The 16,434-nt window shown below is 69.7% G+C and carries 13 protein-coding genes and 1 pseudogene; 6 read left to right on the forward strand and 8 right to left on the reverse strand.

Annotated elements, in window-relative coordinates:
• Positions 1–154: 154 nt before the first annotated feature.
• Positions 155–933, forward strand: a pseudogene (locus tag AB0F91_RS29845) (transposase family protein).
• A 65-nt stretch (positions 934–998) separates the two neighbouring features.
• Here the strand turns inward: AB0F91_RS29845 and AB0F91_RS29850 are convergent.
• From AB0F91_RS29850 to AB0F91_RS29870, 5 genes are all read right to left on the reverse strand, one after another.
• A complete protein-coding gene (locus AB0F91_RS29850) occupies positions 999–1,808 on the reverse strand; it encodes an ABC transporter permease (protein WP_360602769.1) in 810 nt (269 codons plus the stop codon).
• Between the two features lie 9 nt (positions 1,809–1,817).
• Positions 1,818–2,699, reverse strand: a complete 882-nt coding sequence (locus AB0F91_RS29855) for an ABC transporter permease (protein WP_360602771.1) — start codon at positions 2,697–2,699, stop codon at positions 1,818–1,820.
• Positions 2,700–2,843: 144 nt separating this feature from the next.
• Positions 2,844–4,052, reverse strand: a complete 1,209-nt coding sequence (locus AB0F91_RS29860; RefSeq protein ID WP_360602773.1) for an ABC transporter substrate-binding protein — start codon at positions 4,050–4,052, stop codon at positions 2,844–2,846.
• Positions 4,053–4,077: 25 nt separating this feature from the next.
• A complete protein-coding gene (locus AB0F91_RS29865) occupies positions 4,078–5,154 on the reverse strand; it encodes an ABC transporter ATP-binding protein (protein ID WP_360602775.1) in 1,077 nt (358 codons plus the stop codon).
• Positions 5,155–5,187: 33 nt separating this feature from the next.
• A complete protein-coding gene (locus AB0F91_RS29870) occupies positions 5,188–6,609 on the reverse strand; it encodes a gamma-aminobutyraldehyde dehydrogenase (protein WP_360602777.1) in 1,422 nt (473 codons plus the stop codon).
• Between the two features lie 114 nt (positions 6,610–6,723).
• Here AB0F91_RS29870 and AB0F91_RS29875 point away from each other — a divergent pair, with 114 nt between their 5' ends.
• Together AB0F91_RS29875 and AB0F91_RS29880 are read left to right on the forward strand one after the other, a co-directional pair.
• Positions 6,724–7,467 (forward strand): FCD domain-containing protein, encoded by a 744-nt coding sequence (locus AB0F91_RS29875; RefSeq protein WP_360602779.1) that lies wholly within the window; start codon positions 6,724–6,726, stop codon positions 7,465–7,467.
• A 32-nt stretch (positions 7,468–7,499) separates the two neighbouring features.
• Positions 7,500–8,237, forward strand: a complete 738-nt coding sequence (locus tag AB0F91_RS29880) for a cache domain-containing protein (RefSeq protein WP_360602782.1) — start codon at positions 7,500–7,502, stop codon at positions 8,235–8,237.
• Positions 8,238–8,239: 2 nt separating this feature from the next.
• Here the strand turns inward: AB0F91_RS29880 and AB0F91_RS29885 are convergent, their stop codons facing one another.
• Positions 8,240–9,679 (reverse strand): PucR family transcriptional regulator ligand-binding domain-containing protein, encoded by a 1,440-nt coding sequence (locus AB0F91_RS29885; RefSeq protein ID WP_360602784.1) that lies wholly within the window; start codon positions 9,677–9,679, stop codon positions 8,240–8,242.
• A gap of 106 nt (positions 9,680–9,785) precedes the next feature.
• On the opposite strand from AB0F91_RS29885, the gene gabT reads away from it, so the two are divergent.
• Both gabT and AB0F91_RS29895 read left to right on the forward strand, forming a co-directional pair.
• Entirely contained in the window at positions 9,786–11,147 is a 1,362-nt protein-coding gene (gene gabT / locus AB0F91_RS29890) for a 4-aminobutyrate--2-oxoglutarate transaminase (RefSeq protein ID WP_360602786.1), read from the forward strand.
• Positions 11,144–12,571, forward strand: coding sequence for an aldehyde dehydrogenase family protein (locus tag AB0F91_RS29895; protein WP_360602788.1), 1,428 nt, complete (start codon positions 11,144–11,146; stop codon positions 12,569–12,571). Before gabT ends, AB0F91_RS29895 begins: the two co-directional genes overlap by 4 nt.
• Positions 12,572–12,895: 324 nt before the next feature.
• Here AB0F91_RS29895 and AB0F91_RS29900 read toward each other — a convergent pair whose 3' ends face one another.
• Together AB0F91_RS29900 and AB0F91_RS29905 are read right to left on the reverse strand one after the other, a co-directional pair.
• A complete protein-coding gene (locus AB0F91_RS29900) occupies positions 12,896–13,663 on the reverse strand; it encodes a helical backbone metal receptor (protein WP_360602790.1) in 768 nt (255 codons plus the stop codon).
• Positions 13,660–15,060 carry an RNB domain-containing ribonuclease gene (locus AB0F91_RS29905; RefSeq protein ID WP_360602792.1) on the reverse strand — a complete coding sequence of 467 codons (1,401 nt, stop codon included), beginning with the start codon at positions 15,058–15,060 and terminating at the stop codon, positions 13,660–13,662. The genes AB0F91_RS29900 and AB0F91_RS29905 overlap by 4 nt, the downstream gene beginning before the upstream one ends.
• Positions 15,061–15,186: 126 nt before the next feature.
• On the opposite strand from AB0F91_RS29905, the gene AB0F91_RS29910 reads away from it, so the two are divergent.
• A complete protein-coding gene (locus tag AB0F91_RS29910) occupies positions 15,187–16,149 on the forward strand; it encodes an AAA family ATPase (protein WP_360602794.1) in 963 nt (320 codons plus the stop codon).
• Positions 16,150–16,434: the final 285 nt, after the last annotated feature.

Here is a 16,434-nt window from a genome sequence, read left to right on the forward strand (position 1 = left end):
CCGTCACCAGCACCAACACCCGAAAGCCCAAGCACAGCAAGAACACCAAGTCGAGCAAACCGCGGCCCCGCCGAACAGGTTAAAAATCAAGCTAGGAGATGTCTCGTAACCCGGGGCCGGGCTGGCCCGGTCGGTAGTCGATCATGTTGGCGTGGTGCAGGTGATCACAACGTCGCGGCCGGAGTGGATTGCTCCGTTCGCGGGGCTGGAACCGGGTCAGTTCCGCAAGCCGATACGACTGGTCGCCAAGCGGGGCGGAAGGAGATCGCGGACGGACGGCCGGGCCGGCAGTGGGCGTTGCCCTGGCAGACCGGGTTCTGCGGGTCGCGACCTAGCGGCGGACGAACCTGACCATGCGCCAGATCGGGCCGCTGTTCGGGGTATCGCATTCCGCGGCGCACCGGGGGAAGCGACACGATCGGCCCACTGCTGGCGCTGGCGCCGGTCTGCACACGCCGGATCGATGCGGTCGCGATCGTCGACGGCACTCTGGTGCCGACCCGGGATCACCGGCTGACCACCCCGTCGAAGAACTACCGCTACCCCACCACCGTGCAGGTCGCCATCGACGCCGAGACCAGGTTGGTGATCGCCACCGGCAATCCGCAACCGGGCAGCCGCAACGACTGCACCATCTACCGCGAGTCGGGCATCGCCGAGACACTCGCCGACCGGCCGGTCCTGGCCGACGGCGGTTACCAAGGTAACCCTGAGGTCGTCATGCCTTATCGCAAACCCCGTGAAGGCAGCGAGTTGCCGGACTGGAAGGAAGACCTCAACGCCACCCACCGCAAGGTCCGTGCCCGCGTCGAGCACGTTCTGTCCCGGATGAAGAACTTCACGATCCTCCACAACTACCGCCGCGCCGCGAGCACGCTCACCGACACGGTGTCCGGAATCGCGAACCTGCACAACATCCTTCTCGACACCTGATCACGCGAGCCGCCAGCCACCAGCCCCACCAGCGCAACCACTTACGAGAAAGCCCTTAGGAGACCCTAGATCCGGCCACCAGAAGCGCTGTCGCCGCCGGAGAGCTTCTGCGCGAAGTACACCGGCACCGTCGAGACGATGATCAGCACCGCCGCCACCACGTTGACCACCGGGGCTTGGTTGGGTCGGAACAGGTTGTCGTAGATCCAGATCGGCAACGTCTCCATGCCGGTGCCCAGCGTGAACGTCGTCACGATGATCTCGTCGAACGACAGCGCGAACGCCAGCAGTCCGCCCGCCAGCAGCGCCGAGCGCAGCACCGGAAAAGTCACCAGCCGGAATGTGGTGATGCCGTCGGCGCCGAGGTCCATCGACGCTTCCTCGAGGTTGCCGCCCATGCGCCGCAGGCGGGCCACGACGTTGTTGAACACCACGACGATGCAGAAGGTCGCGTGGGCGATGATCGCCGTGAGCAGGCCGAGGTCGATGCCGAGGATCGTGCGGAACGCGTTGTTCAGCGCGATCCCGGTCACGATGCCGGGCAGCGCGATCGGCAGGATGATCAGCAGCGAGATCGAGTCCCGGCCGAAGAACCGGTAGCGCTGCAAGGCGAACGCGGCCATCGTGCCGAGCACGAACGCGATCGCCGTGGCGGCCACACCGGCCTCGACGCTGGTCCACAACGCGTGCAGCGCGCCGGCGTTGGTGACCGCGCGGCCCCACCACTCGAGGGTGAAGCTCTTCGGCGGCCAGCCGAACGTGGTGTCCGAGTTCACGGAGTTGAGCAGCACCACCAGAAGCGGGAAGTAGATCACCGCGAACCCGACCCCGAGTGCCGTCCACAGCACCACCCGGCCGGTCTTCGACATGCGCACGGCGGTCTCCTAGAGGTTGTTCAGCGCGCCGGTGCGACGCACGACGGCCAAGTACACGAGCATGATCACGACCGGCACGATGGCCACGGTCGCCGCGAACGGCAGGTTGTTGGCCGCGCCGATGTTGTCGTAAACGACGTTGCCGAGCATCTGCGACGTGCCGCCCACGATCTTCACGGCGATGTAGTCGCCCAGCGACAAGGAGAACGTGAAGATCGAGCCGGCCACGATCGCCGGGAAGGCAAGCGGCAGGATCACCGAGCGGAACGTGCGGAACGACCGCGCGCCGAGGTCGCCGGACGCGTCGACAAGGGAGTCGGGCAACCGCTCCAGGCCGGCGTAGATCGGCAGGATCATGTACGGCAGCCACAGGTACGACAGCGTGATCACGGTGGCCGCGACGCCGTAACCCGGGCCGGAGAGGCCGAACGGGCTCAGCAGCCAGCTGATCGCGCCGTTGCCGGAAAGCAGCGTGCGCCACGCGTAGGCCTTCACCAGGTAGCTCGCCCACAGCGGCGTCATCACGGCGATCACGAGAATCCGTTGCGCGCGCGGGGAAGCGAGCTTGGCCATCGCGAAGGCCATGGGGAACGCGATGACCGCGTCGATCACCGTCACCAGCAACGCGATGCCGACGGTCCGCAGCGTGATCGTGCGGTAGACCGAGTCGGTGAAGAGCGTGACGAAGTTGTCGAACGACCAGTCTGTGACCACCTTGCCGGTGAACACGTCGGTGGACCAGAAGGCCGTGATGAACAGGGCGGCGAGCGCGCCGAGGTAGGCCAGGCCGAGCCACAGCAGCGGAGCCGAAAGCAGGATGCCCAGGCGCAGCTTGGGTTTGCGGAAGAAGAAAGCCGAGGCGCGGCGGCTCGGCGGGCTCACGGCGGTCATGCGGGCACCTTCGGGGCACGGTCGGGAGGAGGGGGTCCGGGGGCGGCGGACGAGGGGGAGGGTGCCCGCCGCCCCCGGAGCTACCGGGGAGCTCTCGCGAGTACCGGCGCGGGTTCCAGACCAGCGCCGGTACTCACGAACACGTCAACCCTTGATCTCGGTCCAGGCACGGGTCCAGTCGCCGTAGTCCTTGCACTTGACGTCCGTGCGGCCGTCGAGGCACTGCGGGATCGGCGTGGTCCAGTACTGGATCTTGGCGGCGTAGGCCGCGTCGTTGGCGTGGTAGGTGTCACACAGGGTCTTGTCGGTCATCTCGGCGCAGGCCTTCGAGTTGGCCGGGGCCTCACCGAAGTACTCCGCCACCTGGGCGTTGACCTTCGGGCTGATGATGTAGTCCATCCACTTGTACGCGCACGTCTTGTGCTGCGACTTCGTGGCCACCATCCAGGTGTCCGACCAGCCGGTGGCACCCTCGCTCGGCACGGTCGCGCCCAGCGGAGCGCCCTCGCTCTCGGCCAGGTTCACCGTGACCTGCCACGCGGTGCCGATCACAGCGTCCGCGTTCTTGAGCGACTGCGTTTCCTTGAGGTAGTCCGACCAGTACTCGCTGACGTTCGGGCGCTGCTTCTTCAGCAGGTCCACCGCGGCGTTGAACTGCTTGTCGTCCAAGGCGTACGGGTTCTTGATGCCGAGGTCAGGCTGGTGCGCCATGAGGTACAGGGCCGCGTCGGCGATGTAGATCGGGGAGTCATAGGCGATGATCTTGCCCTTGTAGGGCGAGTTCACGTCGAACATCGGCGACCACGACGTCGGCTCCGGGCTCACCTTGTCGGTGCGCCATGTCAGCACGTTCGCACCCCAGCCGTGCGGGATGCCGTAGGCGACGTTGTTGACGCTGTTCCACGACTTGTTCTTCAGGAACGGGTAGACGTCGTTGTAGTTGGGCACGAGCGCGGTGTTGACCGGCTCGACGTCACCCGAGGCGACCAGGCGCAGCGAGGCGTCGCCCGAGGCGGACACCACGTCGTACTGGCCCGTCTTCATCAGCGTCACGGCCTCGTCGGACGTGCCGAAGGGCTTGACGGTGACCTTGCAGCCGGTCTGGTCCTCGAACGGCTTGACCCAGTTGATCTTCGAGTCGTTGGAGCCGTTTTCGGCGTAACCGGGCCACGCGAGCACGTTCAGCTGGCCTTCCGGCTGGCCGAGCTGGGTGAGTGCGGCCAGCTTGGGCGGGGTGAATCCCTGTGCGCCCGGCGCGGACCCCGCGCTTGAGTCGGAGCCCGAGGTCCCGCAGGCCGCGAGCAGCAGGCTCACGCCGCACAGACCTGCGAGCAGCGTCTTCCTGTTCTTCATGTCGAGAGAAACCTTCCCGTGAGAACTAGCCGGCGTCGGGGACCCGGAAACTGTGTTCGTGGCGCCACCGCAGGCGGACCCGGCCGTCGGCGAAGTCGGTCGGTTCACTGGTGTTCTGGCGGACCACGGACAACTGACCCCCCGCATCGAGCGCGACAGCGTAGCGCACTGTGGATCCGGCGTATACGACATCCGTGACGATTCCGGTCGCCGAAGTCTCGCCTGGACCGGCCGGCGACGCAAGATCACCATCGATGCGGATTTTCTCCGGCCGGATGCTGTACACGCCGGGCTTGCCGATCACCGCTTCGGCCCCGCGCCCGCTGAGCAGGTTGGACATGCCGACGAAGCCGGCGACGAACGCGCTCGCCGGTCTCTCGTACACCTGCACCGGCGTGCCGACCTGTTCGATCCGCCCGGCGTTGAACACCGCGATGCGGTCGCTCATGGTGAGCGCCTCGTCCTGGTCGTGCGTCACGAACACGAAGGTGATCCCGACCTCGCGCTGGATCTGCTTGAGCTCGATCTGCATCGCCTGCCGCAGCTTGAGGTCGAGCGCTCCCAGCGGTTCGTCGAGCAGCAGCACCTTCGGGCGGTTCACCAGCGCCCGCGCGAGAGCGACGCGCTGGCGTTGACCACCCGAGAGCTGCGAAGGCTTGCGGTCGCCGTACTCCCCGAGCCGCACGGTCTCGAGGGCTTCCGCGGCGCGTTGCCTGCGCTCGGCCTTGGCGACCCGCTTGACCTTGAGGCCGTACTCCACGTTCTGGCGCACCGACATGTGCGGGAAGAGCGCGTAGTCCTGGAACACGGTGTTCACGTCGCGCTCGAACGGCGCGAGTTGGCTGACATCCCTGCCGGCCAGCTCGATGGTGCCCGCGGTGGGCAGCTCGAAGCCGGCGATCATGCGCAGCACCGTGGTCTTCCCCGAGCCCGACGGGCCGAGCATGGAGAAGAACTCACCGGGCGGGATGTCGAGGTCGACGCCGTCGACGGCGCGGACCTTGTCGAAGTGCTTCTGTAGCCCGGTGAGCCGGATCGCCGGCTCGCCGCCGGCGCGCGGCCGTTCTGGCCGCCGGGCGGTGATGGGGGCTTGGTGGGGCATGGCGGGCCTTCCCGTGGATCTCGTCACCGGTACCTACAGCGCGCTCATCACGTGCTTGACGCGGGTGTAGTCCTCGAGGCCGTACAGCGAGAGATCCTTGCCGTAACCCGACTTCTTGAACCCGCCGTGGGGCATCTCGGCGACGAGCGGGATGTGGGTGTTGATCCACACGCACCCGAAGTCGAGCTTGGCGGACACGCGCATGGCGCGCTGGTGGTCCTTGGTCCAGATCGAGGAGGCGAGGCCGTAGGGCACTCCGTTGGCCGCCTTCACCGCGTCGGCCTCGTCGGAGAAGCGCTGCACGGTGATCACGGGGCCGAAGACCTCGTTCTGCGTGATCTCGTCGTCCTGCGTGACGCCGGAGACCACGGTGGCCTCGTAGAAGAAGCCCTCGTCGCCGGCGCGTCGCCCTCCACAGTGCACGGTCGCGTGGCCGGGCAGCCGGTCGATGAAGCCGGACACCTTCTCCAGCTGCGCGGCGTTGTTGAGCGGGCCGAAGGCGACGGTGTCGTCGTCGGGCTTGCCGGTCTTGCTGGCCTCGGCCTGACGCGAAAGGGCGGCGACGAAGGCGTCGTGCACGTCGTCGGCCACCAGCACGCGGGTGGCGGCGGTGCAGTCCTGGCCGGCGTTGAAGTAACCCGCCATGGCGATGGTCTCGGCGGCGTTCTCGAGGTCGGCGTCGGAGAAGACGATCACGGGCGCCTTGCCACCCAGCTCGAGGTGCACGCGCTTGACGTCGCGGGCCGCGGCGCCCGCGACCTCGATGCCGGCGCGCACGGAGCCGGTGATCGACACCATCGCGGGAATCGGGTGCTCCACCAGCGCGCGGCCGGAGTCGCGGTCGCCGGTCACGACGTTGAACACGCCCGGCGGCAGGAACTCGCCGCAGATCTCGGCCAGCAGCAGCGTGGAAACCGGCGTGGTGTCCGACGGCTTGAGCACCACGGTGTTGCCCGCGGCGAGCGCGGGCGCGATCTTCCAGATCGCCATGAGCAGCGGGTAGTTCCACGGCGTCACCTGCGCGCAGACGCCCACGGGCTCGCGGCGGACGAAGGACGTGTGGCCTTCCATGTACTCGCCGGCCGCGCGGCCTTCGAGCACGCGCGCGGCGCCGGCGAAGAAGCGCAGCTGGTCGACGATCATCGGCAACTCTTCGGACATCGTGAGCGCCACCGGCTTGCCGGTGTTCCGCGACTCCGCGGCGATGAGCTCCTCGCCGCGGGCCTCCACGGCGTCGGCGATCTTCAGCAGCGCGAGCTGACGCTGGGCCGGCGTAGTCTCTTTCCAGCTCTCGAACGCCTCGGCCGCGGTCTTGAGCGCGCGGTCGACGTCCTCGGCGCCCGCCACCGGCGCGGTGCAGTACGCGCGACCGGTGACCGGGTCGACGATCTCGAGAACCTTCCCTGACAGCGAGTCGACGAACTTCCCGCCGACGTAGTGCTTCAGTTCCTGCACGCGTGCGCCTCCTGACTCTCCGTGGCAGGGTGAAACATATAACTCCATATTTCACATGACAAGGTCCTGGGGCACCATTGGCCCCAATCGCACGCCGAGACGGGTGGACCCACGATGCGCAAGGAGATGTCGAACAGCGCACGACTGGCGATGTTCGCTCCACTGGACCAGCTCGGCCGCGCCGAGGCGGTCGCGGCCCGGCTGCTCGACGCCATCACCTTGGGCCTGCTCGACGACGCCGAGCAGCTGCCGAGCGAGGTCGAGCTCGCCGCGCAGTTCCGCGTGTCCACCGTGACGGTCCGGGAAGCGCTCGCCGTGCTGCGGCAGCAGGGTCTGGTCGAGACCAGGCGCGGCCGCGGCGGCGGCAGCTTCGTGCGCACGCCCGCGTGGCCGGCGCCGAGCTCGTGGGCCCAGCGCCTGCGGCTCGTCTCGCTCGCGGATCTGCGCGACTTCGGCGACCACTACCTCGCCGTGGCCGGGTCGGCGGCCAAACTCGCGTCGGAGCGCAGCTCACCCGAAGACCTGGAACGACTGCGGCTGACCAGCGAAGACCTCCTCGGCACGACCGGTCCCGAGGCGACGCGCGCCGAACGGCACTTCCACCTCGAGGTCGCGGCGGCCGCGCAGTCGCCACGGCTCACCAACCAGGAGGTCCAGCTGCAGGGCGAACACGGCGGGTTGCTCTGGGTGCCCCTCGACGGCGAGGACACCTGCCGCCAGTCCTACGCTGAGCACCGCGCGATCGTCACCGCGATCGCGGCGGCCGACGGCGACCTGGCCCGCAGACTGACCGAGGAGCACATCCTGAGCGCGCTCGACCGACTCGTGGATCTGCACCTCAGCCTCGAAACGCCGTAAGCTTCGATGACCCCGCGATCGAGGTGAGCATCGTGACCGACACCCGCACGTTGACCGGCGACGAGGTCGTCGCGCAGGTATCCGCGCTGGTCGAGGAGATCTTCGAGCGACTCAAGCCCGTGCTGGCCGCGGCCGAGACGCTGCTGGCCGAGCCCGGCGGCGCCGGCTCCGGCACGCTCCACGGCATCCGGCCGCAGGTCCTGGAGGCCCTTGGCGGCCTCGTGATCGGCGCCGGGTTCGTAAGCGCGCCCCACGTGCTGTCGGACCAGGAGTTCGGCTTCGAGTGGTGGACCACCACCGGTTCGGACCAGACTCCGGAGCAGCTGTTCATCAGCCTCGACCCGGAGAGTCCCCACTTCCTCGACTACACGCGCCAGTCGTGGTTCACCGTGCCGCGCGACAGCGGCCGGCGCCACATCAACGGCCCGTACGTCGACTACCTCTGCACTGACGAGTACACGCTCACGTTCACGCTGCCCGTGTACCGCGACGGTTCGTTTGCCGGCGTGGTGGGCGCGGACGTCTACGTGCGCGAGTTCGAGCGCACGGTGAGCCGGCGGCTGCGTTCGCTGGGCCGGCGCGCGGCTCTGCTCAACGCGCAGGGGCGCGTGATCGTGTCGAACAGCGTCCGGCAGGCGACGGGTTCTCTGGTGCGCGACGTCGATGTGCCGGCCTGGTGGACGTCGGGCGCGGAACCGCAGACGACGTCGGACGGCGCGACGTTGCGGCGGTGCGGGGACTCGCCGATCGCGTTGCTCGTCAGCGTGTGACGTCAGCGGGTGACCTGGAGGGCGAGCCAGAGTTCCGCCCTCGTACCCGGTGAGTCGAGGTCCCGGCCGAGGAGCTCGGCGGCCTTGGTGATGCGGTTGCGCAGGGTGTGGCGGTGGATGTGCAGCCGCGTGGCGGCGCGGTCCCAGTGGCCGTGGTTTTCCAGCCAGCAGCGCAGGGACTCCTCCAGTTCGCCGCGGCCGGACTCGTCGTGGGTGCGCAGCGGGTTCAGCAGCTCGTGGGCGAAGGCTTGGGCGGCAAGGGGATCCAGGAGGTTGAGCAGGCCCCGGCCGGCGTGGTCGGCGTAGCGCAGGAGCGGAATGGCCTGACTGCGTGCGGTCTCGGCCGCCTGCCTGGCCTGGCGCAGCGCTGCCGGGAACTCGGTGGCGTCGCCGACGCCGACGTGGCAACCGTCGACCTCGGCGGCCACGGTGAGCACGCGGTCGGCGTCGTCGGTCACGGCGACGAGAAGCGATTCGGCGTGAGCGAAGAACACTTGGCCCGCAACGGGTTCCAGGCGGTCGTACAGCGCGGTCCGCGCGGCGGGCGGGCCCGCGACGGCGAGCACGGCCCACGGTTGCGGCGGCGCGCCCTGCACGGTACGCAGCACATCGAGCGCGAGGGCTTCCTGGCCGTCGGTGAACAGGTCGAGCAGGCCGGTGCGGAGCCGGGACAACGCGCCGCGCTGGGCACGATCCTGTTCCAGGGCAAGGGAAAGCAGCGAGACCGCGGTGTTCACGATGTGGCGGCCGGTCGAGTCGAGCGGCGCGCCTGTGCCGACCGCGAGCGCGCCGCGCGTGTGCAAGGTCTGGAGCACGACCTCCTGCTCCCCCACCGTGACAATCCGCGTGCCGGCGCGCAGGTCCTTCACGCCGAGCTGTTCCCCGTGTGCGCGAGCGGTTGCGGAGGAGACTTCGCGGACGTGGCCGGCGGCGTCGAAGAGCACGACCCAGCCGTCGACGAGCCGGGCGAGGCGGCGCACGACACCCGCAGCGCCCGTCTTCCCGACGGCGGTGCGGGTGAGCTCCTGCTGGGCGCGGCCGATGCGGACGGTCGCGGCGTACTCGTCGGCGGCGACCGCGCGGGAGACAGCGCGGGTGATGGCGATGAAGGGCGTCTTACGGGGCACTTCGAGCACTGGGAGGCCGACCTCGTCGGCGGTCGCCTTCAACGTGGACGGCACGTGTTCGTGGCTCAACCCGACGCCGAAGCCGAGTCCGGCGGTACCCGCTTCGACGAGGCGGCGGACGTAGGCCTCGGACGTCGTATCGTCGAGGGCCAGGCCCGTGGTGAGGAGGAGTTCACCGCCTTCGAGGAACGCGTGCGGGTCGGTGAGCTCGGTGGGGTGCACCCAGCCGATCGGGCGATCGAGCCCGGTCTCCCCCGCGACCACGCGGAGGGCGAGCGACCGCAGTTCGGTGAGCGCGCGCAGAGTGAGTGCCATAGTGGCCAAGTTTACGCCCGTTCCTGGACACCTTGGCCAGCTGACTCCCGTGCGGCCGCACCTCATCCTGGGAGGTGACCCCGCCCGTTTCCCAGGAGTTGAGCCCATGACCACGACCACCGAGACCCTGGTGGCCCCGGCGCCCCGTCAGCGCCGGTTGCGCACCGAGATCCCTGGCCCGGCGTCGCGCGCGTTGCAGGAACGGCGGACGGCCGCGGTCGCGGCGGGGGTGAGCTCGATACTGCCCGCGCACATCACGTCGGCCGGCGGCGGCCTGCTCACCGACGCCGACGGCAACGTGCTCATCGACTTCGGCTCCGGCATCGCCGTGACGAACGTGGGCCACTCCGCGCCCGAGGTCGTGGACCGCGTGCGCAGGCAGGCGTGCTTGTTCACGCACACGTGCTTCATGGTCACGCCGTACGAGGGGTACGTCGAGGTGTGCGAGGCGCTGGCGGAGCTGACCCCGGGTGACCACGCGAAGAAGTCGGTGCTGTTCAACTCCGGCGCGGAGGCCGTGGAGAACGCGGTGAAGATCGCGCGCGCCGCGACCGGGCGGCAGGCCGTGGTGGTGTTCGACCACGCCTACCACGGGCGGACGAACCTGACGATGGCGTTGACCGCGAAGTCGGTGCCCTACAAGCACGGCTTCGGGCCATTCGCGCCCGAGGTGTACCGCGTGCCGGGCTCGTACCCGTACCGCGACGGGCTTTCGGGGCCGGAAGCCGCGCGTATCGCGATCGACCGGATCGAGAAGCAGATCGGCGGCGACCAGGTGGCGGCCGTCGTGATCGAGCCGATCCAAGGCGAGGGCGGATTCATCGAGCCGGCGCCGGGGTTCCTGCCGGCGCTTTCCGCGTGGTGCAGCGAGAACGGCGTGGTGTTCGTGGCGGACGAGGTGCAGACGGGCTTCTGCCGCACGGGTGACTGGTTCGCGTCGTCGCGCGAGGGCGTGGTGCCGGACCTGATCGCGACGGCCAAGGGCATCGCGGCCGGGCTGCCGCTGTCGGCCGTGACCGGGCGTGCGGAGCTGCTGGACGCGGTCGGGGCTGGTGGTCTTGGTGGGACCTACGGCGGCAACCCCATCGCGTGTGCCGCGGCGCTGGGTTCGATCGAGACGATGCGGTCTTCGGATCTGGTCTCCTCGGCGAGGCGGGTGGAAAACCTCGTGCTGCCGCGGCTGCGGGCGCTGGCGGCCGAGACGGGGGTGATCGGCGACGTGCGCGGGCGGGGCGCGATGCTGGCCGCGGAGTTCGTTCGCGCCGGCACCGGAAACGACGCTGTGCCCGACGCCGACCTCACCAAGCGCGTCGCCGCGGCGTGCCACGCGCTCGGCGTGGTGGTGCTGACCTGCGGGACCTACGGCAACGTCATCCGGCTGCTGCCGCCAGTTTCCCTGTCCGACGAACTGCTCGATGAGGGCCTGTCCGTCCTCGAGCACGCGGTACGCACGGAGGTGCGCAAGTGACTGTTCCTTTTTGGATCGCCGGCAAGCCGGTGACCAGTTCGTCGACCGCGGTCGTCCGCCATTCCTACGACGGCAGCGAAGCCGGTTCGCACTTCGTGCCCACCGCGCCGGACGTCGAGGAGGCAGTCGCCGCGGCGGCTTCGGTCGCCGACGAGTTCGCGGTCGTCCCGGCGCACGTGCGGGCGGGGGCGTTGGACCAGGTGTCCCGTTCGCTGAGCCAGCGGGCCGACGAGATCGCGCGGCTCATCACGGCCGAGTCGGGCAAGCCGTTGAAGTGGGCGCGAGGAGAGGTGGGACGCGCGGTGTCGACGTTCCGCTGGGCCGCCGAGGAGGCCCGCCGGTTCTCGGGCGAGCTGCAGCGCCTCGATACCGACCCGGGCGGCACGGGCCGGCTGGCCTTGGTGCGACGCGTGCCCCGCGGGCCGGTGCTCGGCATCACGCCGTTCAACTTCCCGCTGAACCTGGTGGCGCACAAGGTCGCGCCGGCCATCGCAGTCGGCGCGCCGATCGTGCTGAAGCCGGCTCCGGCGACGCCACTGACGTCGTTGCTGCTGGGCGAGATCCTCGCGGAGACGCGGTTGCCGGCGGGGAGCTGGTCGATTCTGCCGTTGGGCAATGAGGAGACGGCTTCGCTGGTGCGGGATCCGCGTCTGCCGGTGGTTTCGTTCACCGGCTCGGTTCCCGTCGGCTGGTCGATCCGGGACAGTGTGCCGCGCAAACACGTTTCGTTGGAGCTCGGTGGCAACGGTGCCGTACTGGTCTGTCCGGATTGGGCGGATCTGGACTTCGCGGCGCAGCGGATCGCGACGTTCTCGATGTACCAGGCGGGGCAGTCGTGCATCTCGGTGCAGCGGGTCTACGTGCACACGGACGTGTATGACGAGCTGGAGTCGCGGGTTCTGGCGCAGGTCGCGGCGTTGCGCACGGGCGACCCTGCTTCGGACAGCGTCGACGTCGGCCCGCTGATCAACGAGGCCGCGGCTTCGCGCGTTGCTTCGTGGGTCTCCGACGCCGTCTCCGCCGGTGCTTCTCTGCTGACCGGCGGCGGCCGTTCCGGTGCGACGGTGGAGCCGACGGTGCTGTCCGGCGTGCCGGAAGACGCGGCCGTGATGGCCGAGGAGGTGTTCGGGCCGGTGGTGTCGTTGATCCGGGTGTCCTCTGTGGACGAGGGTGTTTCACGCATCAACGCCTCGCGCTTCGGCCTGCAGGCCGGCGTCTTCACGCGCGACCTGCCCACCGCGTTCGACGTCTCCGCGCGCCTCAACGTCGGCGGGGTCCTCATCGGCGACGTCCCCAGCTTCCGCGCCGACCAGATGCCCTACGGCGGTGTCAAGGACTCGGGCGTCGGCCGCGAAGGACCGGCGGCGGCGATGGCGGACTTCACGGAGGAACGGGTGACGGTGCTGACGGGGTTGACCCTGTAGAACGGATGGGGCGCGCCCCCTCCTCCTGCTGGGCGTCGACGGGCCGCTCAGCCCCTGGGCGGCCCGTCCGTCCGCCAAGCCCGCCGGCCACACCGGACAGACCACGACAACCCGAAGCCGAAGTACGCGGGCGCCCGCGCGGCCGGCATGCTCCCCGTCCCGAGCAGCGCTGCGCCGACCGGTCCCTCCGCCACGACGCTGATCCGCCCCCGCCACCGACCGGCGCAAGGCGGGTACTAACCCGGCTGTGGATCCAGCACCTGACCGACCACGGCATCGCCAACTACAAACGTGCGGTCGTCACGCCCCGTATTTCGGCGTCGGTTACGACAGACCCCCCAGCGCGTCGGTCAGGGCGGCGTGCGCTTCGACGAGCGAGGGCCCGTACCAGGTGAGGTAGCGACCCGAGACCAGAACCGGGCGTAGGTCCGGGAAGAAGCCGGGGCCGTCGTCGGCGGTGAACTCGTACGGTTCGTCCGGCAGCACCACGATGTCGGCTTCGGCCGCCCGCAGTTCGTCCAGTGGCGGGCGCGGGTAGCGGTCGTCCGCGTCGGCATAGGCGTTCGCCACGCCGACGCGGCGGAGAACGTCGCCGGCGAAGGTGTCGCGGCCGAGGACGATCCACGGCTTGCGCCAGACCGGGATGACGGCGCGGAAGCGGATCGGGGCCGTCGTGCGCCAGAGTTCTTCGGCGGAGACCAGCCACTCGGGCTCGTCGAGGGCGTAGACCTGCGTCAGCAATCGCCGCAGTGAGCCCAGCGCGGCGGGAACCGAGGCGGCGGCCGCCATGACGAACACGGGGGTCCCGTTGGCGCGCAGGCGTTCCACGTCCTCCGGCCGGTTCTCCTCGGAGTTCGCCAGCACCAGGTCCGGTGCCAGGTCCAGCACGCGATCGATCTTCGGATACTTCGAGCCGCCCACGCGCGGAACGTCCAAATCGGACGGATGCGTGCAGTAATCCGTGGCACCGACGAGCCGGCCGGGCGCGCTGACCTCCACGGCCTCCGTCAGCGAGGGCACCAGGGACACCACTCGCACCGGCGGGCCGGAGAGGGGGACCGGTTCGCCCAGGTCGTCGACCAGTGTGCTCATACGCGTTCGAACGACACCTTTCGCTTGTCGACGTCCACGGCGGTCAGGCGGACGCCGATCCGCTCGCCTTCAGGGAATTTCTTTCCCGTGCACTTGGCCATCACCGGCGGGTCCTCCACGAGGATCTCCGCCCGCGTCTCCTCCGCGCGCAGCACGACGGCGGTGAACTCGCGCCCGACGCGTTCCGCCAGGACCCACGCCTCCACCTGGTCGATGCAGGCGCGTTCGACGCGGGCGGCGAGACTGTCCGAAGCGGACATCTGCAACGGCACCTCCGCGAGCGCGTCGCGGACCCAAGACGGCACTTCGCGCCCGGCCGTGACGGCGAGGCAGACCTCCGTGCCGAAGCGGTCGACCAAGCGGCGGATCGGCGCGGTGACGTGTGCGTACGCGCCGCCGATGCCCCCGTGGGTGGTGAGTGCGGGCAGCGACCCGTCGAAGGACGTGTAGCCTGCGCCGCGCAGAAGCCTGGTGGTGTCGGCGAAGATGGCCATGGACGAGGGCTGTCCGGGGTCCAAAGAGGACAGGAACTCCGAAACGCCGAGCTCCGCCGGCCACGTGACGCCCACGACCGACGCCGAGCGACGCAGCCACTCCACGGCGTCTGGCTCCGGTGGTGGCAGCGTGCGCAGCACGCCGACGCGGGCTTCGAGCATGATCTGCGCCGCGGCCATGCCGGTGAGCAGCGAGACCTCGGCGTTCCACGCGTCGACGGCAGTGCGCGGGCGACGGGCCAGCGCCCAGCCGCCGTCGGGGTCGCCGCTGATCTCCTGTTCCGGCAGCTGCAGCTCCACGGCCCCACGCTGCACGGCCAGCTCGCGCCGCAGCCGGCCGAGCTCCGGCAGCGCGGCGACGGACGGGTGCGGAGTGCCGGCGTCGAGCGAGGCCTGCACGCTCTCGTAGTCGAGCTGCTCGGTCGAGCGCACGAGCGCGCGGCGCACGCGGGTGGCGACGGGCTCGCCGGCGGCGTCGACGTCGATGGTCCAGAGCACGGCCGCACGGACCTCGCCGGGCAGCAGGCTGGCGGCGCCTTCAGACAGGACGGTCGGGTGGAGCGGGACGTTGCCGTCGGGCAGGTAAAGCGTTTGGCCGCGGCGGCGGGCCTCGTGGTCGAGCGCGCCGCCGGGCGGGACGAAGGCGGCAAGGTCGGCGATGGCGTAGTGCACGCGGAAGCCGCCCGCGGTGCGTTCGACGACCATCGCCTGGTCGAGATCCTTGGCGCCGGGCGGGTCGATCGTCACCAACGGCAGGTCCGTGGCGTCCTCACGGCCCTCGGCGCGCGCGGAGAGCACGGCGGCCTCCGCCTCGGCCAGGACCTCGGGACCGAACGATTCCGGCAACGAGAACTCCGTCCGGAGCCGACCGAAGTCCCCTCCCGACGCGGGCGTCCTGATCACGAGTGGCACCACACAACAGTATCTCGCGACACGGCCCCCGATCGCCCGTTCGGGCGCGAGCCGCGCGGGTGTACGTTGACCCGAGCTGTAATGAAAACCATCTTCATTTTGTGAAAGGGTTTCGCCGTGAAGATCGCGTTCGTCGGCAAGGGCGGCAGCGGGAAGACCACGCTCTCGTCGCTGTTCGTCTCGTATCTCGCCGACGCCGGCAAACCGGTGCTGGCCATCGACGCCGACATCAACCAGCACCTCGCCGTCGCCCTCGGCGCTACCGAGGAGGAAGCGCTCGCGTGGCCCACGCTGGGCGACAACATGAGCCTGATCAAGGACTACCTGCGTGGCGACAACCCGCGCATCCCCTCCTCGTCGGCGATGATCAAGACCACGCCGCCGGGCCGCGGATCGCGCCTGGTCACGCCGTTCGAGGACAACCCCGTCACCGATGCGTGCTTCCGGTTTTTGGGTGATGTGCGCTTGGGTGTCACGGGCCAGTTCGACGAGGACGACCTCGGCGTGGCGTGCTACCACTCGAAGGTCGGCGCCGCGGAGCTCCTGCTCAACCACCTGGTCGACGGCCCGGGCGAGTACGTCGTGATGGACATGACCGCCGGCGCCGACGCTTTCGCGTCCGGCCTGTTCACGCGCTTCGACGTGACCTTCCTGGTCTGCGAGCCGACGCTGCGCAGCGTCGGCGTGTACCGCCAGTACGCCGACTACGCGCGCGACTTCGGCGTGCATCTGGTGGCGGTGGGGAACAAGGTGACGGATGCGGAGGATGTGGCTTTTCTGCAGTCCTCGCTGGGCCCGGCACTGCTGGGCTGGCTGGAGTCTTCGGGACACGTCCGGGCCGGTGAGCGCGGCGCTCCGCGTCCGATCGGGGAACTGGAACCGCACAACCTGGGGACGCTCGCGTCGATGCTCTCGACGGTGGACGGCGTGACCCGGGATTGGGCCCGCTACCAGCGCCAGGCCGTGGACTTCCACCTGCGCAACGCGCGGGCGTGGGGCAATGGCCACGTCGGTGAGGACCTCGAGGCACAGGTGGACCCGGAGTTCGTGTTGGGGCCGGGGGTTTCGACGTCTTTGTGAGGGTGTGGTTTGGGCGTTTTCGGCTGGGGTGGCGGCGCCTTAGCCGGTCTCGGTGCGCTGAGCTGGGCCGGGCCGCGATTCTGTGCACGGCTGGTTCCCATCTCGGGTGGCGGCGCATCAGCCGAACCTCGGGGCGCTGAGCCGGGTCGGACAGTGCTGTCTAAGGCCGGTGCATCGACCGTGCCGCAGCCGCTGGGCCGGGCAGAGCCGTGCTCCGCGGACGACGGCTCCGGCAGCGATGCACCGGCCGAACCTCGGCACGCCGAGCCGAGTCGGACAGCGATT

The sequence above is a fragment of the Amycolatopsis sp. NPDC023774 genome (assembly GCF_040639695.1).
Classification (GTDB): domain Bacteria; phylum Actinomycetota; class Actinomycetes; order Mycobacteriales; family Pseudonocardiaceae; genus Amycolatopsis.

Coding starts and splice junctions, on each gene's coding strand:
- AB0F91_RS29855 (WP_360602771.1), bottom strand. CDS start 2,699: ATGACCGCCGTGAGCCCGCCGAGCCGCCGCGCCTCGGCTTTCTTCTTC.
- AB0F91_RS29860 (WP_360602773.1), bottom strand. CDS start 4,052: ATGAAGAACAGGAAGACGCTGCTCGCAGGTCTGTGCGGCGTGAGCCTG.
- AB0F91_RS29865 (WP_360602775.1), bottom strand. CDS start 5,154: ATGCCCCACCAAGCCCCCATCACCGCCCGGCGGCCAGAACGGCCGCGC.
- AB0F91_RS29875 (WP_360602779.1), top strand. CDS start 6,724: ATGCGCAAGGAGATGTCGAACAGCGCACGACTGGCGATGTTCGCTCCA.
- AB0F91_RS29885 (WP_360602784.1), bottom strand. CDS start 9,679: ATGGCACTCACTCTGCGCGCGCTCACCGAACTGCGGTCGCTCGCCCTC.
- gabT (WP_360602786.1), top strand. CDS start 9,786: ATGACCACGACCACCGAGACCCTGGTGGCCCCGGCGCCCCGTCAGCGC.
- AB0F91_RS29900 (WP_360602790.1), bottom strand. CDS start 13,663: ATGAGCACACTGGTCGACGACCTGGGCGAACCGGTCCCCCTCTCCGGC.